General features: G+C 37.5%; 17 protein-coding genes. 7 read left to right on the forward strand and 10 right to left on the reverse strand.

Annotated features, from left to right (window positions below; translation table 11 throughout):
- Nucleotides 1-28: 28 nt before the first annotated feature.
- From A0F92_RS06680 to A0F92_RS06695, 4 genes are all read right to left on the reverse strand, one after another.
- Entirely contained in the window at nucleotides 29-1,039 is a 1,011-nt protein-coding gene (locus A0F92_RS06680; protein ID WP_068243239.1) for a glycosyltransferase family 9 protein, read from the reverse strand.
- 109 nt (nucleotides 1,040-1,148) lie between these two features.
- Entirely contained in the window at nucleotides 1,149-2,384 is a 1,236-nt protein-coding gene (locus A0F92_RS06685; RefSeq protein WP_068243242.1) for an MFS transporter, read from the reverse strand.
- A 111-nt stretch (nucleotides 2,385-2,495) separates the two neighbouring features.
- A complete protein-coding gene (locus tag A0F92_RS06690; protein WP_068243245.1) occupies nucleotides 2,496-3,161 on the reverse strand; it encodes a DedA family protein in 666 nt (221 codons plus the stop codon).
- Between the two features lie 25 nt (nucleotides 3,162-3,186).
- The gene (locus tag A0F92_RS06695; protein ID WP_068243248.1) at nucleotides 3,187-4,431 is read right to left on the reverse strand and encodes a dicarboxylate/amino acid:cation symporter; all 1,245 of its coding nucleotides are present in this window, start codon (nucleotides 4,429-4,431) and stop codon (nucleotides 3,187-3,189) included.
- 308 nt (nucleotides 4,432-4,739) lie between these two features.
- On the opposite strand from A0F92_RS06695, the gene A0F92_RS06700 reads away from it, so the two are divergent.
- The 4 genes from A0F92_RS06700 (at nucleotide 4,740) to A0F92_RS06715 (ending at nucleotide 11,119) form a co-directional block, all read left to right on the forward strand.
- Nucleotides 4,740-6,224 (forward strand): APC family permease, encoded by a 1,485-nt coding sequence (locus tag A0F92_RS06700; protein WP_068243251.1) that lies wholly within the window; start codon nucleotides 4,740-4,742, stop codon nucleotides 6,222-6,224.
- A 225-nt stretch (nucleotides 6,225-6,449) separates the two neighbouring features.
- Complete coding sequence (locus tag A0F92_RS06705) at nucleotides 6,450-7,172, forward strand: YebC/PmpR family DNA-binding transcriptional regulator (protein ID WP_068243253.1); 723 nt, start codon at nucleotides 6,450-6,452, stop codon at nucleotides 7,170-7,172.
- 67 nt (nucleotides 7,173-7,239) lie between these two features.
- Nucleotides 7,240-7,656, forward strand: a complete 417-nt coding sequence (locus A0F92_RS06710) for a thiol-disulfide oxidoreductase DCC family protein (protein WP_068243257.1) — start codon at nucleotides 7,240-7,242, stop codon at nucleotides 7,654-7,656.
- A 208-nt stretch (nucleotides 7,657-7,864) separates the two neighbouring features.
- Nucleotides 7,865-11,119 (forward strand): TonB-dependent receptor, encoded by a 3,255-nt coding sequence (locus A0F92_RS06715; protein WP_068243261.1) that lies wholly within the window; start codon nucleotides 7,865-7,867, stop codon nucleotides 11,117-11,119.
- Nucleotides 11,120-11,211: 92 nt separating this feature from the next.
- Here the strand turns inward: A0F92_RS06715 and A0F92_RS06720 are convergent, their stop codons facing one another.
- Complete coding sequence (locus A0F92_RS06720) at nucleotides 11,212-13,599, reverse strand: alpha-ketoacid dehydrogenase subunit alpha/beta (RefSeq protein WP_068243264.1); 2,388 nt, start codon at nucleotides 13,597-13,599, stop codon at nucleotides 11,212-11,214.
- Between the two features lie 530 nt (nucleotides 13,600-14,129).
- Here A0F92_RS06720 and A0F92_RS06725 point away from each other — a divergent pair.
- The 3 genes from A0F92_RS06725 (at nucleotide 14,130) to A0F92_RS06735 (ending at nucleotide 16,315) form a co-directional block, all read left to right on the forward strand.
- Nucleotides 14,130-14,579: a DUF1573 domain-containing protein gene (locus A0F92_RS06725; RefSeq protein WP_068243267.1), complete on the forward strand. Its 450-nt coding sequence runs from the start codon at nucleotides 14,130-14,132 to the stop codon at nucleotides 14,577-14,579.
- A gap of 82 nt (nucleotides 14,580-14,661) precedes the next feature.
- Complete coding sequence (locus tag A0F92_RS06730) at nucleotides 14,662-15,039, forward strand: DUF1573 domain-containing protein (RefSeq protein WP_068243270.1); 378 nt, start codon at nucleotides 14,662-14,664, stop codon at nucleotides 15,037-15,039.
- Nucleotides 15,040-15,118: 79 nt separating this feature from the next.
- Nucleotides 15,119-16,315 carry a pyridoxal phosphate-dependent aminotransferase gene (locus A0F92_RS06735; protein ID WP_068243273.1) on the forward strand — a complete coding sequence of 399 codons (1,197 nt, stop codon included), beginning with the start codon at nucleotides 15,119-15,121 and terminating at the stop codon, nucleotides 16,313-16,315.
- A gap of 15 nt (nucleotides 16,316-16,330) precedes the next feature.
- On the opposite strand, the gene A0F92_RS06740 is transcribed toward A0F92_RS06735, so the two are convergent.
- The 5 genes from A0F92_RS06740 to dut form a co-directional block, all read right to left on the reverse strand.
- A complete protein-coding gene (locus A0F92_RS06740) occupies nucleotides 16,331-17,167 on the reverse strand; it encodes a ParA family protein (protein WP_167516877.1) in 837 nt (278 codons plus the stop codon).
- A 261-nt stretch (nucleotides 17,168-17,428) separates the two neighbouring features.
- Complete coding sequence (locus tag A0F92_RS06745) at nucleotides 17,429-17,872, reverse strand: hypothetical protein (RefSeq protein ID WP_068243278.1); 444 nt, start codon at nucleotides 17,870-17,872, stop codon at nucleotides 17,429-17,431.
- A gap of 44 nt (nucleotides 17,873-17,916) precedes the next feature.
- Complete coding sequence (locus A0F92_RS06750; protein ID WP_068243281.1) at nucleotides 17,917-19,290, reverse strand: murein hydrolase activator EnvC family protein; 1,374 nt, start codon at nucleotides 19,288-19,290, stop codon at nucleotides 17,917-17,919.
- A gap of 69 nt (nucleotides 19,291-19,359) precedes the next feature.
- On the reverse strand, nucleotides 19,360-20,184 hold the full coding sequence (locus A0F92_RS06755; RefSeq protein ID WP_068243284.1) for a DUF4292 domain-containing protein: 825 nt from the start codon (nucleotides 20,182-20,184) through the stop codon (nucleotides 19,360-19,362).
- Between the two features lie 6 nt (nucleotides 20,185-20,190).
- Complete coding sequence (gene dut / locus A0F92_RS06760) at nucleotides 20,191-20,634, reverse strand: dUTP diphosphatase (protein WP_253810236.1); 444 nt, start codon at nucleotides 20,632-20,634, stop codon at nucleotides 20,191-20,193.
- Nucleotides 20,635-20,791 lie beyond the last annotated feature (157 nt).

Here is a 20,791-nt window from a genome sequence, read left to right on the forward strand (position 1 = left end):
GTAATGAGCCCTGTTTTAATAGCAGGGCTTATTTTTTTGTAACCATTGCCAACGCATCCTTTGCTATTTGATCCACATCCTGCCATTGCATACAATGAAAATGCATTTTAGGGCAGGTTGTAGTACCGTAATTTGAACAGGGCTGACAAGTTAAATTTGGTACCACATAGTTATGGTACAATTGATGCAATGCTTCATTTACGTAACCGGTTCCGTAATAAGGTTCCACATCCAACGCTGGCGAAGTGCCACCCCAAATGGCCAATACTTTTTTTTGAAATGCACAGGCAATATATTGCAAACCGGTATCATGCGAAATCACCAGATTGGAATGGCGAACAATATCGGCAGATTCATGTAAAGAGAATTTTCCACAGGCATTATAAACTTTAATATCATCAACAGTAGCTATGGCCGCACCCATCGTAGCATCTTCTTTTCCCCCTACCAATACAATGGGGTAGTTGATAGCAGCACACAAATCTTGCAGTTTTTCCAAAGGCAACTTCTTAGTAAAATACGATGCCCCAATTACAATGGCAATATAACCGGCACTATGCGATACCGGTAAATCGCCTGGCTTTAGTGTTGCATGCAATGGTATAAAATAATCTAATCCCCCCCCATCATCAGTAACCCCCAAAGGTGCTAAAGCATCTAAACAACGTAGTGATATGTGCCTACCCGGCATTAAGTTGATGTGAAATCGGGTTAGTAAAAATTTTTGTACACTCAGTTTTCGATAAGCCAATACTTTGGTACGCAAAGCCCAACGGATTTTATAAGAACGAAAGTTTTTATGAAAGTCAATTACATAATCAAACTGCTCAGCTTTCAAAGTTTTGATTAGGGCAGATAAATTGCCATTGTAATAATGAAATTGATCGATGTATGGATTGGCTTCTGTAACCGCTTTAAACTGAAGTTTACTCAAAAAATGAATTTCAACATTGGGTAGTTGTTGCTTCAGACAACGTATAGCCGGCGTGGTTAATACAATATCTCCAATTGAAGAAAAACGAATCACCAACAACTTCATACAAAGTTTTTAGAAATCAATAATGTTACAGGCCACCTGTTTTCAATCGCCCATCAGTTGTAACGATACTGTATTGACGGAAGATATACTTTATCAGGCAATTGCCCGGCTATGGCAATACCTCATCCACTTCTACATAATTCAAATCTTTATGAAAAGTTTCTTCAGTATACCAGGCAGCCAATACAGCAATAAGCATTACAACAATTCCTGTTATCCAGGCACTTTTTAAATAATCGGTATATGATTGTAATCCTGTAAATAGCAAAGAAACCAATACCAATGAACCTCTTACCATATTGGGTACCGTTGTTGCTACAGTTGCACGAATATTGGTACCAAACTGTTCTGCTGCCATGGTTACAAAAATAGCCCAGAAGCCCGTTCCGAAACCTAAAATAGCAGCTACCAGATACAGCATATTTACCGATTGCCCATGCAGATTAAAAAACCATACAATTGAAATGGCCGTAATACCATAAAAAATAAACACCGCTTTTTTTCTGCTTTGTAATGCCTGGCTTAAAAAGCCTACCAGTACATCTCCAATTGAAATGGCCACATACGCATACATTACTGCTTTACCCGGATCTACAGTACCCTGAATTTGCATGTGCGCTCCAAACTCTTTTGAAAAGCTAATAAGTATACCAATCACATACCAGGTGGGTAATCCTATTAAAATAGCCTTCATGTATTTTAGAAAATATTTTCGTTTCAAGAACAACATAAAAAAATCGCCCTTGCGTACATTTTTATGTTGCAGTGATTGAAACATACCCGACTCTAAAACACCCACCCGCAATAACAATAATAACAGACCCAAACCGCCGCCAATAAAATAACAGGTACGCCATTCAAACATTTCTTTAATAAAAAATGCAAATACAGCACCGGTTAAACCAATGCCTGCAACCATTGATGTGCCTATCCCTCTTTTTTCTTTAGGCAACAATTCACTTACTAATGTTATACCTGCTCCCAATTCACCGGCCAAACCAATACCGGAAATAAAGCGCACCAATGCATATTGGTGTACCGTTTGTACAAATCCGTTGGCAATATTTCCAATAGAATATAATATGATGGAAGCAAATAAAACTTTAAGTCTTCCTTTTTTATCGCCCAAAACACCCCATAATATGCCGCCCAGTAACAGCCCAATCATTTGTATGTTTAAGATAAACAACCCATCGCCTGCAATCTGAGCATCGGTTAAGCCCAATGATTTTAAAGAAGGAACACGTATAATGCTAAATAAGAGCAAATCATAAATATCTACAAAATAACCTAATGCGCCTATAATAACGGGTAATGACAGGATGCCATATTGCTTTTGATTCATACCGATTGTTTCAATCTAATTTTTAAAGGCATGAATATAAATAAAATGGAGAAAGGTTGATGCAAAACGAATAAAAGAAGCTGTAAAAATATCCTGAACAGCAAGTTTTAGCTATTGCTTTCTTCGTTTACCCAAAAACAATTTAATTAATACTGGTGCAGTGGTTACCAAAACAATAGCCAGCACAATAATTTCTAAATGTTTTTTAATATCGAAATGATAAGTTTCAATAAAAAATTTGTCTAAGTAATGCCCTCCTGCCACCATTGCAATTACCCAGGCTACACATCCTACAATATTAAAGAAGGTAAATTTTTTATGATCCATGGCCACAATGCCCGCTACAATAGGTGCAAATGTTCTTACAATTGGAATAAATCGGGCAAATATAATGGCACCGCCGCCATGCTTTTCATAAAAATCGTGTGCCTGTTGTAAATAATGTTGTTTAAAAATAAAATTATCTTTCCAATGATACATGGCCGGCCCCACTTTTCTACCAAACCAATAACCAGCCGCATTGCCCAAAATGCCTGCCAGCGAAATCAATACAATCAACAAAACCAAATTAATAAAGCTGCTATTCGATTGGATAAAAGATGCCATTAGCATATTACTGTAAATACCTGCAACAAATAATAAACTATCGCCTGGTAAAAAAAATCCCACAAATAATCCTGTTTCGGCAAATACAATAAACAGCAGTACCCAAAGGCCGCCGTGTTCAATATAAAACTGTGGTTGTAATAGCTGGTGCCATTCAAAAAATAGTAACATATTAATTAATTATAATGAATATATTTTATGATGCTTTTTCGAATTCTAAAGCCCCTTCCCATTTACTTACTACAGATGTAGCTAAAGCATTACCCAGCACATTGGTAGCTGTTCTAAACATATCGCAAAAATGATCGATTGGCAATATTAAGGCAATCCCCTCAGGTGGAATGTTAAACATGGCACAAGTTGCCGTAACCACTACCAAAGAAGCACGAGGCACACCGGCAATACCTTTACTGGTTAACATTAAAACAATTAACATGGTGAGTTGGGTGCCAATATCTAAATGAATACCATAGGCCTGTGCAATGGCTAAACTGGCAAAAGTCATGTACATCATACTTCCGTCTAAATTGAAGGAATAGCCCAGGGGCAGAATAAATGCAACAATTTTATTGTTACAACCAAAGCGTTCGAGTTCCTCTGTTAATTTGGGAAAAACTGCCTCGCTGCTGGTGGTACTAAAAGCAATAATGAGTGGTTGAACAATTCTGCGTACCAAAGCAGGCAATCGGTTTTTTAAAATCATAGCCCCTACTATTAATAACAATGCCCACAACAAAAAAATACCCAACATAAAATACAAGAGATACAAACTGTAAAACTTAAACACTTCTAACCCATTGGTGGCAATAACCGCGGCAATAGCACCAAATACACCCAATGGTGCAAATCCCATTACATAACCTACCATTTTTAAAATTACCTGCGCTACCGCATCCAATGCTTTAATAATAATTTTTCCGGTATTACCCAAAACAGCAGTTGCTATACCAAAGAAAACAGAAAAAATTACAATTTGTAAAATTTCATTGGTAGCCATGGCCTCAATAATACTTTTAGGAAAAACATGGCTCACAAAAGTATCTAAAGAAAAAGATTGTGTTTTACCCAATAAATCTTTGGCACCGCCGGTATCAGCTGTCGTTAAATGTATACCGGTACCGGGTTTAAAAATATTAACCAGTAAAAGCCCCAATAATAAACTGGTAAAAGATGCTGAGATAAACCAAAGCAATGCTTTACCACCCACCCTTCCAACCGTTTTTAAATCACCCAATTTGGCAATACCCACTACAAGTGTACTGAATACAAGCGGGGCAATAATCATTTGCACCAATCGCAGAAATATGGTGGTTAATAAATTGGCTTTTGGCGCAAAAGCAGCAATAAAGGTTGGGGATGAATTTTCATGTACCAGATAACCAACGCCAACACCCAGCAGCATCGCTATTAAAATATAGAGGGTTAATCTGTTTTGCTTCATATGGTGTTTCTGTTTAAGTAGCGCATGTAGCCAGAATATTGCATTGTTTTATCAATATAATTGCAGGCTTTTCAAAACGGGTTATAAAAAGCGGCAATATAGGTATAAAGCTCGTATAATGAATACCCCTACAGATTGTTTAGCAAAAGAAACACTTGTATTACAGAACAGTATTTGCATACAATTTTTAATGCGCCTGTTTCAAAAAAATCAATTATTCCGGGCTGTTTCATAAAGTTTTACCTGCTGTAATGAATTAAATTCCTATTTTTCCAATTCTAAAATTGTAAAACCTAATCAACTGTACCATGAGTTTATTTAGAAAAAAATCAATTGAAGGCATTATGAAGCAAGCTTCCGATAGTGAATCGGGTTTAAAAAGAACCCTGGGAGCCGGAAACCTGATAGCCTTAGGTATTGGTGCCATTATTGGCGCAGGATTATTTGTAAGAACTGCCGCTGCCGCTGCCGAAGCCGCAGGCCCGGGCGTTACATTATCATTTGTTGTAGCTGCTGTTGGCTGTGCTTTTGCCGGCTTATGTTATGCTGAATTTGCTTCTATGATACCCATTGCGGGTAGTGCTTATGCCTATTCTTATCTTACAATGGGTGAATTAATTGCCTGGATTATTGGCTGGGCATTGATTATGGAATATGCATTGGGTGCTGCTACCGTTTCTATTGCCTGGAGCGAATACCTGAATAATTTGTTGGGAGGGCAAATTCCATATGAATGGTGCCACTCGCCCTTCGAAACTTCTATGAACGGTGTTCGGGGCATCATCAATTTGCCGGCTTTAGTGATATTGCTTGCATTAACCTTATTATTGATTCGTGGTATGCAGGAATCTGCCACTGTGAATATGATTATTGTATTTATAAAAGTTGCCATTGTAATTGCCTTTATTGCCATTGGCTGGCATTTTATTAAGCCCGAAAATCATACCCCTTACCTGATACCCGCCGATGCCCCCGGCCATAGTGGTTATTTTAAACATGGATGGGGTGGCGTTTTAGGTGGTGCTGCCATTGTGTTTTTTGCCTTTATTGGCTTTGATGCTGTGAGTACTGCTGCACAGGAAGCTAAAAACCCGAAAAGAGATATGCCTATTGGCATTTTGGGATCATTGGTGGTATGTACCATTCTCTATATTTTATTTGGTCATGTGTTAACCGGTGTGGCCAATTGGAGTGAATTTGCAAAAGCCGGAAAAGAAGCTTCCGTTGCCTATGCCATTCAACATTATATGACAGGCTATAGCTGGCTGGCTACCGCAGTAACGGTAGCAATTTTAGCCGGTTTCTCTTCTGTTATTCTCGTAATGTTAATGGGGCAAAGCCGTATTTTTTATACCATGAGTAATGACGGATTAATCCCAAAAGCCTTTGGCGATTTACACCCCCAATACAAAACTCCTTATAAAGCCAACTGGATATTATTTATTTTTGTTGGTCTTTTTGCTGCATTTGTTCCGGGTAGTGTAGCCGGCGATTTAACTTCGTTTGGTACCTTATTTGCCTTTTTATTGGTAAGCCTGGGGGTTTGGATTTTACGCATAAAATCACCACAAATTCATCGTCCTTTCAAAACGCCATTGGTGCCATTGGTGCCTATTTTGGGATTTGTTATTTGTTTGGGGATGATAGTAGCTTTAGATCCCGAAACCTTAAAAGTTGCGTTTGCCTGGATGGCACTGGGTATTATTGTATACTTTGCTTATAGCCGCAAACACAGCAAACTCAATACACCCGGAGATATTTTACCCAAAGCAACCGATTTTGAAAAAGAGTAAACACCTTATACCATTCAACCCCGATTCGTCGGGGTTTTTTGTTGTACCACTGTTTACTGCTAAATTTGCCAACAATTTTTTTGTAGCCGGCTGTTTGTACGCATGGCATCACCTGTTGTGTCACTCACTTCAACGTTCCTGCAAAAAGGAGCTTTGTTACGTTCAATGAACAACCTGCCATACTATAAACAAGCCAACAATTAGTTATTATATATAAATATTATTATGGGAAGAATTTTTGAAGTAAGGAAAGCCACCATGTTTGCCCGGTGGGACAGAATGGCCAAACAATTTACCCGCATTGGAAAAGAAATTGTAATTGCCGTAAAAGCCGGCGGGCCCGATCCTGCTACCAATCCGGCTTTGCGCCGCTGCATGCAAAACGCCAAAAGTGTTAACATGCCAAAAGACCGGGTGGAAGCAGCCATTAAACGCGCCATGGGCAAAGAGGCCACCAATTACGATGAAATTTTATACGAAGGTTATGGCCCGCACGGTGTAGCCTTATTGGTTGAAACGGCTACCGATAACCATGTGCGTACCGTTGCCAATGTTAAAAGCCATTTTAACAAAGGTGGCGGAACATTAGGTAACAGTGGCAGTGTAAGCTTTCAGTTTAAGAAAATGGGGGTATTCAAATTAAAACCCGAAAACTTAGATATTGAATCATTAGAATTAGAACTGATAGATTTTGGTTTGGAAGAAATGGGAGAAAGTACCGATGAAGAAGGCAATAATATTATTGTATTGCGATGCGCTTTTGTTGATTTTGGTAAATTACAAAAAGCATTAGAAGACAAAGGCATTACACCCATCAGCGCTGAATTAGAATGGATTCCTACTACTACAGTTCCGGTAAATGATACCCAGGCCGAAGAAGTCAGTAAACTCATTGAACGATTAGAGCAGGATGAAGATGTAACAAAAGTGTTTCACAATATGGGGTAAAAGCTAAAAAGTAAAAAAAGCAGGAATAACACAACGTATCCCTGCTTTTTTTGTTAATAGTGATAACATGCAAAATGATCACAACTTATTAAAACCCATTATCCTCTTTGATGGTGTTTGTAATTTATGCAGCCATTCAGTATTGTTTGTACTGCGCAATGATTCAAAACAACAATTTCAATTTGCCTCTTTACAAAGTAATTTCGGGAAAAATATTTTATTGAAATACAACTTACCCTTAGGACATTTCGGCAGTTTTATTCTTTTACAAAACAACAAAATATACACCCAATCAACCGCCGCATTAAAAGTTGCCGCTGAGTTAAAGTTTCCAATGAACTTGTTGGCAATTGGATGGATAATTCCCAAATTCATCAGAGATAAGGTTTACAACTATATTGCATCAAACCGTTACCGTTGGTTTGGGGAAAAAAATATCTGCTTCATACCCGATGAAAAATGGAGAAATCGATTTATTGAGTAGCGGCATTAGTCTACTAATACAACATAGTTAAACATAAAATTTTATCAATATTTCTTTTATGCATCAACAATAATAATATTTTCCACACCCAATGCACATAATTATTGCAAAAACAAGATTATTGAAATAGGCAGTAAAGTTTAGTTAAAATTAATTAACAAAATGGTAATTTTAACTTTACATTATTTTATTCAATAAACCTTGCAAAATGATTAAAAAACAATTGTTGAAACCATTGCTGTTGTTAGCACTGTCTATTTTAAGTGCTACTACACTCACAGCACAGATTACCACGGCAATACTCAGTGGTACTGTAAAAGATGAAAAGGGTAAACCACTATCGGGTGCAGTTGTAACCATTGCTTATCCTGATGCGGGAATTAATAAAACAATTATTACAAAATCGGATGGAAGTTTTGAAGTACCCAATCTCAGGGTTGGCGGACCGTATAATGTAACAGCAAGCTATACAGGCTATACTGCCAAAACAGAAAGCAATATTTTTCTTGACCTGGGTCAGAATACAAGTGTTGCAGTACAACTAAGTACCAACATTAATCAATTGAATGATGTGGTAGTTTCTTCAGCAAGTTCAAAAATATTTAATGAAAACAGAACCGGTGCAGCAACAAATATTAACTCCAGACAATTAAGACAGCTTCCTACAATATCAAGATCGGCAGATGATTTTACCAGATTAACTCCATCTGCTTCACAAGGTTATAACGGCACTTCATTTGCTGGAAGAAACGGACAATACAACAATTATTCATTAGATGGTGCGGTTTTTAATAATCCGTTTGGATTAGATGCACCCACTCCGGGTGGACAAACCGGTGCCCAACCTATATCATTAGATGCAATTGATCAAATACAAGTAAATATTGCCCCTTATGATGTTACACAAGCCGGCTTTACCGGTGCCGGTGTTAATACTGTTACAAAAAGTGGAACCAATAAATTTGGCGGTACAGTATATGGATTTTACAGAAACCAAACATTAACCGGCCATAAAGTAGAAGGCACAAAATTCAATATTCCTTCCTTAACCGATTTTCAGGGAGGTGCTTCATTAGGTGGAGCCATTAAAAAAAATAAATTATTCTACTTTGTTAATTTTGAAACTCAACAAAGAGAAGATCAGGCCAGCGCCTATGTAGCACAAAATGCTTCTAATGCCGGCGGATTAACAACATCAAGGGTATTACAGTCTGATTTAGATACAGTAAGCAAAATTTTATTCAATCGCTTTGGTTATGTTACAGGCCCTTATCAGGGTTTTAATTTAAAGCAAATTAATTACAAATGGCTGGCTAAAATTGACTGGGTAATTAATGACCAGCATTCATTATCGTTTACATACAATGGCTTAGATGCTACACAGGAAAAACCTGCACATCCCAATGCCATCAACCGAAGAGGTCCTGATGCCATTACGCTGCAATTCCGAAATTCAGGGTATCAAATGGTTAATAAATTACATTCTTTTGGATTAGAATTAAAATCAAATTTCAATAGCACTTTTGCCAATAAATTCAGGGCAGTTTATACTTTATTCAGAGATCACCGTAATGCATTTTCAACTCCCTTTCCTGTTTTAAATATTACAAAATATGGCGTTCCATATATAGTGGCGGGATATGAACCGTTTTCAATTCACAATGTATTAAATCAGGATGCTTTACAACTAACGGATAATTTCAATGTAATTCTTGCAAAACATACATTAACATTTGGTGCTTCATACGAACAATTTAAGTTTGGTAATTCATTTAATTTGTTAGGTTTTGGACCATCGTTGTTTAGCCCAATAGATATCAACACTTTCAAAACACAGGTTCCAATTGGTGGCAATGTAATTTTTGGAGCCTACCCACTTGATGTAGATGTAACTTATGCAAAAAACAGAGCTGCAGCAGATAAATGGGTATGGTATTATTTAACAGTAGGTCAGCTATCTGCTTATGCACAAGATGAATGGAAAGTAGCAAAAAACTTTAAATTAACTTATGGTTTAAGGATTGATAAGCCTATTTACTATCCATCAAAAGCAAGTTATACAAGCCCCAATATGAATAGTAATGGCACTTTTGCCGGAAGCTATACCAGTGGTTCGCCAACTGTTGCCAATACAGATAATTTAAAATTATATAATCCCGAAGGTGTACCAGTAAAAAACGGGCCGGGACAAACCATTGATAATACACGTATGCCTAACGGCACTGCATTGCTGTCGCCAAGAATTGGTTTTAATTGGGATATAAATGGTGATAAAATTGTTCAACTACGCGGTGGTACAGGTTTCTTTACAGGAAGATTTCCATTTGTATGGCTCGGTAATGCCATTGGCAATCCCTTTTCAGGATACTATAATGTAACTGCCAATAATTTCAAATGGCCGCAAATTTGGAGGTCAAGCTTAGGTGTTGATTATAAAGTAGCCCCAAGCACTATTCTCACAATAGATGTGGCATACACAAAAGATGTAAATGCAATGATGGTTAGAGATTATGGATTAGGTACTCCTACCGGCCATTTAAATTCGGGAACAGGTGATAATAGAAGCATCTATAATCCATCAGATAAAGGAAGCACAGGCACCTATGTTTTTACCAATACAAAAATAGGCAATTCATTTAATGCAACTTTCCAGATGCAACATACATTTAAAAAAGGTTTATTTCTCACTGGTTCATATAATTATTTGGCAGCAAATGATGCAAGCTCCATTTCAGCTGAAATTTCAGGGGATGCATTTGATAGGAACCCCATTATAGGGAATGCTAATATTGCAGTAAGTTCACCATCATTATATGGTAATACACACCGTTTTGTATTAGCAGGGATTAAAAAATTTGAATATGGAAAAGAAAAACAGCATGCAACAACCATATCATTTTTTGCCAACTGGTCAAGCGGTAATCGTTTTTCTTATGTATATGGTGGAGATGTAAATCAGGATGGTTCAAGTTTCAATGACTTAATGTATGTTCCTACAAAAGCTGAAATCAATAACATGAATTTTGCACCCTTAACTGATGCTTTTGGTAACATTCAAAATGCTGCTCAACAAGGTGCCGCACTCGAAGCTTTTATAGAACAGGATAAATATTTAAGTAAACATCGTGGACAATACACAGGCAAATATGCCGGCGTTACACCCTGGTTTAGCGAAGTTGATATGCGTATTTTACAAGACTTTATTATAAAAGATGGTAATAAAAAAAGAACCATACAATTAAGTTGGGACATTATAAATCTTGGCAATTTAATTAGTAGTAATTGGGGTTTGAGAAAATATGCCAGCGCTACCGGTTATTACCAACCTATTACTTATTTAGGAACCGATAATACCGGTAAATCTATATATCAGTTCGATCCCTCTCAAAAAAGTACATTTACAACCAGTCCTGATTTACCATCCAGATGGCAAATGCAATTTGGAATCAGATACATTTTCTAATTGATTCACTATAATAACCATAAAGAGAGGCTACCCCTAAAGTATAGCCTCTCTTTTTATTTCAATTATACATTCATTAATTAAAAACTACATTACTCCCGCATCATTGCCAATACAATATCCACCACATCTTCGGTATTAGGCTTGCTGAAATAATCACCATCGCTGCCATAGGCCGGGCGGTGTGCTTTTGCAGTAAGTGTTCTGGGGGCAACATCTACCCAACGGTATCCACCCTGTTCTTCCATTACGTGATTGTACATATATGCTGCAGCACCTCCGGGTACATCCTCATCTACAAATAAGATACGATTGGTTTTTTTAAGAGATGCTACAATGGAATGATGAATATCAAATGGTAATAAGGTCTGTACATCTATCACTTCACAACTAATCTCTAATTTAGCCAAACGTTCTGCTGCCTCTTCTACAATTCGTAAGGTAGAACCATAAGAAACAATGGTAACATCATCTCCATGCCGCATCACATCGGGTATACCCAATGGAACAGTATAATCTAATAAATTAGCCGGTAGTTTTTCTTTTAAACGATATCCGTTTAAACATTCAATCACAATACCAGGATCGTTACCACGCAACAGTGTATTGTACATACCTGCTGCATGTACCATGTTTCTGGGTACACATACATAAAATCCGCGCAGTGCATGAATAATCATTCCCATAGGACTGCCACTGTGCCAAATACCTTCTAATCGATGGCCCCGGGTACGTACTATAACGGGGCAGCTTTGACGTCCGAATGTGCGGTAATGGGTTGTTGCTGCATCATCACTTAAAGTTTGTAAACCATACAGTAAATAATCAATGTATTGAATTTCTGCAATAGGCCTTAAACCACGTAATGCCAAACCAATAGCCTGTCCCATAATGGTTAATTCACGAATACCAGTGTCAAAAATCCGGCTACTGCCATGTTTGGCCTGCAAACCGGCAAAGCCCTGATTCACATCGCCTATATTTCCTACATCTTCCCCAAATGCAACGACTAAAGGTTGATGTGTAAACAATGCATCAAAATATTTATTTAAAATTTCATAACCGTTAATAAGGGGTGCATCAAAAGGAATTAAAGGTTTCACAGCTTCTACCTTTAAAGCACTGGCCGGGCCTTCATTGTATAAATGTGTATTGTATAATTGTTTTGCCTCTTGCAGCAGTGAATGGTGGTATTGCTGAATCATTTCAATTGACGGCGATGCCGGAGCTAACTCCATTGCGGTATGCAGTGTATGCAAAACATCTCTTCGCAGCGGTTCTACATTGGTTTGTAATTCTTTTACTTTCTCTTGTATGGTGCGGTATGCATCCATATCATTCACTACCATAGTAGTTAACAATTCGGCAGTTTGTTGCACCTGCAGTTTAATGGGTTGCATCAATTTTTCCCAGGCCTTTGCTTTGGCTTCCTTCACGAGCAATTTGGCTTCCTGCGTAATTTTATTGAGTTCATCTTCGGTGGCTAACTCACTCAACACAATCCATTCCCTGAATTTTTTAATACAATCCCACTCCCGTTCCCAAGCCAATCGTTCCGGACTTTTATACCGTTCGTGGCTGCCGCTGGTAGAGTGGCCTTGCGGCTGCGTTACTTCTTCTACATGAAATAAGGCAGGGGTATGCGTTTCACGAACTTTTTGTAATGCTGCTTCAAACACTTCGCACATACCTGCATAATCCCATGCTTTTACTTTGTAAATATGAATACCATTGGTATGCTCATCTTTTTGCAAACCCTGCAACGCTGTTGAAATGGAACCTTTGGTTGTTTGATAATCACGTGGAACGGAAATGCCATAACCGTCATCCCAAACAAAAACAGCTAAAGGCACCTGTAATACACCTGCTGCATTGATAGTTTCCCAAAAAGAACCCTCAGAGGTAGCAGCATCACCAATGGTACAAAAACAAATTTCGTTACCATGTTTGCTTAAATGTTTGTAGGATTGTAAAACCGGAATTTCTCTAAAACATTTGGAAGCAAATGCCAAACCTAAAGAACGGGGCATTTGGCCTGCAGTGGGTGCTATATCAGATGAAACATTTTTTCGATTGGCTAAATCTAACCAGTTACCTGCCTCATCCACATTGGGTGTAGCAAAATGCGAAACCATTTGCCTGCCTGCACTAAAGGGGTCGTGTTCAATATTGGGATCTGCAAACAACTGCGAAAAAAATTCTTCTAAAGTTGCCAGTCCTGCTGCAAACATAAAAGTCTGGTCGCGGTAGTAACCACTTCTAAAATCACCTTCTTTAAAATAACGCGCCATAGCTACTTGTGCCAGTTCTTTTCCATCTCCAAAAATGCCAAACTTAGCCTTACCGGTTAACACTTCTCTGCGGCCCAACAAACTGGCTTCTCTGCTAATCACAGTTAATTTAAAATCATTCAGTACCTGTTGTCTGAATCCCTCAAAAGAAAGTACATTGGCATCAATTGCAGTAATTGTTTGTTCCATAAAGCAAAAATAATTTAATAAACTATCAACCGTAAGTTTTTGTTATCCCATCAACTGTCAATTATTCAGAACTTTTACACAATGCTGAAACAAGTAAATGGCAAGTATTCACCTGTAACCCACTTTTTTCTTAGTAATCAAAGCAGATGAAGTTAAGTTAATCAAAATTGGGGAAACAATCGGTATATATGCCAAATTGACAAAATACCTTGATTTTTTTAAATATTGAGGTGTATGCCCAGTATAGAAGGATTTAAATATATATTTTGCTGTATTGGGCAGGTTAACAATAAATTTTTATGCATCATTTCATGGTTTCTTAATTTTTTTAATCGTTATTATCAATAATTTTACAGCTCAATTACACAACGCATATTAATTAAAATCTGCATGAAAATTGTAAGCAATAATGCTACAATAACCAGGATTCATTAAAACGCATGATAAAACAACGATTATAAAATGCCTTTTACCAGTTTTGTACAGCTTCAAAGAATATCAACTGTATTTTCAATACTAAACATATATTTATGAAAAATTCCATTCTATTCATTATTTTAATTGTTAGTATTGCTTTTACTGGGCATACACAAATTACAAATGCCGACATCAGCAAACAGTTTTCATTTAGCAACGATAATTTTGATTTTGGAAAAATACCCTTTGGCAAGCCTGCAGAATATACCTTAACCATTACCAATATTGGCAAGGATACTGCAACCCTTGATGATGTTCGCCCGTCTTGCGGCTGCACCACGCCGCAATTTGAAAGAGGCAGGAAATTTGCACCCGGCCAGTCTGTTACAGTTGTATTGGGCTTCAATGGCAATACTTTAGGTGCTTTTTACAAAACAGCAGGCATTTTTTTTAACAATTATAAACTGAGCAAACAAGTGAATTTTAAAGGAGAAACTTTTCAGGAAAAACAACCTGCTGATAGTGCCAAAAACAAACGAACAGGCACCGTTTTTCAACAATAAACTGTATCTGGCAAACAATTCACCTCATCTGAAAAAACAATAACACCAAACACTTTATATTTACAATAAAATTTATTCCATTATGAAACAATTATTAGTAGCCGTTTTTTTATTGGCAGGAACCATGTGTTTTGCACAAAGTCCGGTACAATTTAATACCGTAAAACACGATTTTGGTAAAATAAAAAAAGGGGTACCTGCCACTTATGTTTTTCATTTTAAAAACATAGGCAATAAACCCGTTGTAATTGAAGTAGCTACTGCAGAATGTGGCTGTACCACTCCTGAATATCCGAAAGCACCCATTGGAAAAGGCAAATCAGGTGAAATTAAAGTAACCTACAATGCTGCTTTATCCGGCGCATTTACCAAAAAAGTAAATGTAAAGTTAGCCGGAGTGAATGAGCCCATCGTTTTAACCATTGAAGGAATAGTGGAAGACAGTAATCATTCTAAATAAACTATTTTAATAAAAAATATACAGAGCCATTTCAAAAGAAGTGGCTTTTTTGTTTACTAACACACGTTATCTTTGCGCCATGTTAGCCATCAGTAAACGTGGCATGGCAATGCCTGCCAGCCCCATCAGAAAATTAGTACCCTTTGCGGAAGTTGCAAAGCAAAAAGGAGTAAAGGTACACCATTTAAATATTGGGCAACCCGATATTGAAACCCCCAAAACCGTTTTAGATGCGGTACGAAACAGTGATTTTACTGTATTAGCCTACAGCCATAGTGCAGGAAATGAAAGTTACAGAAAAAAGTTAACAGAATACTATCAGCGAAAAGCCATTACCGTTACCAAAGATGAAATTATTGTAACCACAGGCGGCAGTGAAGCTATTTTATTTGCCTTCATGGCTTGTTTAGATGCTGGCGATGAAGTAATTATACCCGAACCTTTTTATGCCAACTATAATGGCTTTGCGGTAGCTGCGGGTGTTCATGTGGTTCCGGTAACCGCTACTATAGAAAACGGTTTTGCCCTACCCCTGATTGCCGCATTTGAGGAAAAAATTACATCAAAAACAAAAGCTATTTTAATTTGTAATCCCAATAACCCTACCGGATATTTATATACAAAAGAAGAAATGGAAGCTTTACAGGCATTGGTTTTAAAACATCAATTGTATTTGTTTTCAGACGAGGCCTATCGGGAATTTTGTTATGAAGGCACACATATTAGTGCCATGCATTTAAAGGGTATAGAAGAAAATGTAGTATTAATGGATACCATTAGTAAACGATATAGTGCTTGCGGCGGAAGAATTGGTGCATTGGTTACCAAAAATAATGATGTGTTAGATGCTGTAATGAAGTTTGCTCAGGCACGTTTAAGTCCGCCTTCATTTGCGCAAATTGCCGGAGAAGCTGCAATTGATTTACCTGAAAACTATTTTGATACCACAAAAGCTGAATATCAATCGCGTCGCAATTTAATTGTACAACGTTTACAAGCCATGCCGGGTGTTATTTGCCCAAATCCCGGTGGCGCATTTTATGCCATTGCTTCGTTGCCTGTTGATGATGCTGAAAAATTTTGTCAGTGGTTATTAGAATCTTTTGAATACAAAGGGCATACCGTTATGCTGGCACCTGCAGGAGGTTTTTATCAAACACCGGGACTGGGGAAAAAAGAAGTTCGATTGGCATACGTGCTGAACAAAACAGATATTAATGCTGCTATGGACTGCCTGGCAGTTGCATTAACACAATATCCCGGAAAAACAGTATAACACTAACAAAACAGATTAGTCGGCCATAGCCACCTCAGCAATAGAATGGATGGCAGGGAAATCAATTACCCTGCCTTTATTGGTTTTAAATGCCGACCAGTTGCATATATCGCACACTTCATCCCACAAAGCCTCATAAAATTGAATGGATTTGGCCTCTTTTAACTGATGAAAAATAGATTTTTTACTAAAACTAATATTTTCAATATCAGAATAAAAAGGAATGTATTGCTGCAACGTCGGTATGCTTCCTGCACTTTGTTCTAAATAAAGGCGATGCAGATTTTTTCGAATTTGCACCATGTTATAGAAACTCAATACTTTCTTATCTGCCCTGATAAACTTTTTTAAATCTTCTTGTAACACTTCAAAACAATGTAATGAAAGGGGCGCAGGTATATTGGGTATTAATAACAAATCAGCGGCAGTAAATACATTGTTGTGTAACAAAAATTTACCTGGTGGGCAATCAATAATACACACATCATAGTCGTCATTTACTTTATCTAATACAGATTGAATCACTGCATTGTTTGCGAAATTAAGCCGCGATAATAGTGAACCTTTACTCAAAGCATCATCACCAAACGAACTGTCATTGCTAATGATATCAATATAATTGGTATCGCAGGTTTGGATCACTTCATAAATTAAAATATCGTTTTCGAACAGGCGTTTGTACCGATTATTATTGGCTCCTTCACTTTTAAAAAAATAGCTGGTGCCGCCCTGAGGATCTAAATCCCAAATAAGTACACTAAAACCCATCCTGGCCATTAAGCAGGCCATGTTAATTGAAGTGGTGGTTTTACCAACCCCTCCTTTAATGTTGTACACAGCAATTGTTCTCACCTTCCGAGTTTTAAAGGATGTTAAGGAAAGAATAGGGAGTACAAATTAAAAATACTTTTCCACATAAATGTGGATAATTATATTTTTTTAAAAAAAATAATACACAAATCAAGGATTTAGAAGTTATTGTTGAATAAAATATTGGTTAACACCCATTAAACCTAAACTGAAAATATTTTATTGCATGACAGAAGATAAGATGGCGAGATGAAAAAAAATATTGAAGGTTGCAAATCAAAATACCTGATATCTAATCACCTCCTATTTCAATAATTTTTCCCATTGTTTTAGTTGCGCCCTTTCTTCATTGGTAAGGGGTTGGTGCAAGCTGCACTTGGTTTGTAACAACAAGGCGCCTTTATGTTGCGGATATTTTTGAAGTATTGCAGTAATCAAGGGTAAATAAACAGCATCGGGGTGTATATGCTGCATGGCAGCTGCAATTGTATTTTCCTTCGCAATTTTATGTCGATCGGGCATTTTTAAAATAATGGCTTCTAAAGTACCCAGCCAATTGGCAGGCATATCGGGTACTGCATTTGCTTTTTGAAACAGGCCCTGTAATTGCTTTTTGCTTAAACTGCCCCTTTCCTCATACTGGTGCATTAAGCTTAAAATAAATAAAGCATCCGGATTGTATTGATAGCAGGCATCTAAAATTTTATCAATAACATCTACTAATTTTTTATTTGCTGCTTTTGCCATGGCACCTTTATTTCATTTTCCGATAGAAGCGGATGCAAGCCAAATTATCTGGATTTTAACCAGGTTTCAGGATTTACAAATTTATTACTGCCATTCATTACCCTGAATTCAATTTTGCCCTCTCCATCAAAATCGGCTGCAGCATGGCCAATTAACGTACCCGCCTTTACTGACTGACCTCTGCTAACACTAACATCAGACAATTTGTTGTATACCGTAAAATATTTACCATGTTGTACCAATACACCCTGAAAATCGCCTAAATCCATTACCGATATTACCTCGCCATCTGCAACACAACGAACCGGAGCACCAATTTTCGTTGAAATAAAAATCCCATCATTGGTTTCTTTTAATTTGGTGCCCGGCACAATATTGGTTCCAAATTGCCCAACAACAGCACCCCCGGAAACAGGCCAGGGTAAACGACCTCTGTTGTTTTCGAAATTAATAGACATTTCCCTTCCTTCCGGTGTAGTTTCAAATACACTGTAAGTGCGGTTTTCATTTCTATCGGTAGATACCACCCCGGTAATGGGCTCATCATTCGCTTTTGGCGCATTGTTATTAGCAGGCGTATTATTTTTTACTGAAGGGGTATTGGCCATAGCCCCACTACTTTTCTTTGCAGCATCTGCTTTGGCTTTTGCCAGTCGCTCTCTTTCTTTCCGCTCTGCTTCAGCAATCTCACGCCGTATAGCAGCTTTAATCGCTTCGTTTAATACCTGACGTTGCCGTTCTGTTTTACGCAATTGTGCCAAATAATCTTTTTCTTTATTTTTTAGTTGATTTACAACCTGGTCTTTTTCTTTTTTATCCTGTTCCAATACTTTTAACTGCGTACTTTGTTCCTCCAATACCTTGGTTTGTTGCAGTTTGGCATTGTTCATATCGGCAATGGCCTGCTGACGAAGTTCGCTGGTTTTTAAAATGGTTTGTGCTTCTGCTTCACGGTATTGACGGTAACTCTTTAAAAATGCCATTCGCTTGAGCGCATCATTAAAATCTCTGGCAGAAAACAAAAAGTTTAAGTATTCATAACTGCTTCTATTCTTATAAGCAAAAACAATGCTTTTGGCATAGTTTTGTTTCAGTGTATCCAATTGCCTCTTTAAACGGTTTATTTCTAATTGTTTATCATAAATATCATCATTCAATCGTTGAATTTCCTGATTAATTTTATGAATGAGCCGTTCCCGAACAGCTAATTTTCGCTGTAAAATTGCTACTTCGGTGATGGATTGTTTTTTGTTTTTACGAATAGAATTCAATGCGGCATTCAAATTATCAATTTCTTCCTGCAATTGCTTTTGCTGCTGCTGCAACGCTTCACGGGTAGGGGGCTGATATGTGCCCTGTGTTTGGGCAGATAACTGCAAGAAGGAAAAAACAAAAAAACACAACAATAATAACCGCATTATACAATTCTCATTTTTAAATAGAAAATAGAATGAATATGGTTGAATAACGAACCTGCCACCTTAATATTATTTCACCCGATAATTTTTAGGCACCGAAAAGGTATACTTTAACGGCTCATTAAATGAAAACTCTTTAAAATCTAAAAATATATCCAGCTTCGATTTTTCAGCAACAGAGATTTGCCGAAAGGTAGCAAATAAAAAATTATTGACCGGCTGATAATTGCTAAAAGTAATATCGCAGGTTCGGTTGCGTTGAATATCAACATCATCTAACTTACTGTGTAATACCCTGAAATCAGTATTATCTAATGTTACCAGATGTTTAAACATATTACCAACCATTAAAACCAGCAATTGCTTATTACCCGATTTATATGAAACCACATTGCTATCTAAAAAAACCGGATTTCCAACAATTAAATCCTGCAGCGTTGAAAAATCAAATGGAATTTGTGTTACTTCCTGTAAATATGCAATGCTTCGGTATTGAATGGATTTGCCGCCTTTTAATCTAATCAGAATAACACTATCGGGGGTTACCAATACATTGGCCACAACGCCATAAGGTGGGATGGCCATTTTTACATAAATCACACTATCTTTTATCATGCTGAGATAAGCATTCACATGCTGGCTTTCTTCCGGCCCCTCATAATCTACTTTTACTTTAGCATTGAATGTGTTGAAATCAATGGAATGTTTCATTACTTTTTCCATAATTTCTTTCACAATGGCAGCTGAGTCAACCTTTGGCGCTTCGGTAACAATCACTATCTGTGCCGTATCTTTTTTAGAGATGGCTTTTTCAATAGATTGTACTTTTTTTACAGGATGGCAGGCCCAAACCGTTAAAGCAAGCAGGCTAAAAACAATTATTCTTTGCATCATATTACATTACTGTTTACCGGTATGGCCAAAACCGCCCACACCTCTTTCTGTTTCAGATAATACTTCTGTGGGTATCCAGCTAATTTGTTCCACTCGCTGAATTACCATTTGTGCAATTCTATCGCCATCCTGAATGGTTACCGGGTGGTTCGACAGGTTGATTAAAATTACTTTTATTTCTCCTCTGTAATCGGCATCAATGGTACCCGGTGTATTTAAGCAAGTGATACCCTGTTGAATAGCCAAGCCGCTTCTGGGCCTTACTTGGGCTTCTAATCCTTCCGGCAATGCTATTTGTAAACCGGTTGGAATTAATATCCGTTCTAGTGGGAGTAAAGTAATGGGTTGGGGAATGAAGGCCCTTAAATCCATGCCTGAAGAACCAACTGTAGCATAAGTTGGTAATGGGTGGTGTGATGAATTGGTAATGGTTACCTCTATTTTTTGCATGCAACGAAGGTAGGAGTTTGCGCTAAAAAAGCAGAAAGGATAGGCTTAAAAGTAAACAGGTTTTAATGAGTAGGAAACAAACATGCAAGCCCCGGGCAAATAATTGTTGCTGTAATAGCCAAAATAAAATGGCCACTCTTTTCTAAATTTGAAAAAG

The organism is Hydrotalea flava (assembly GCF_001623405.1).
GTDB lineage: Bacteria > Bacteroidota > Bacteroidia > Chitinophagales > Chitinophagaceae > Hydrotalea > Hydrotalea flava.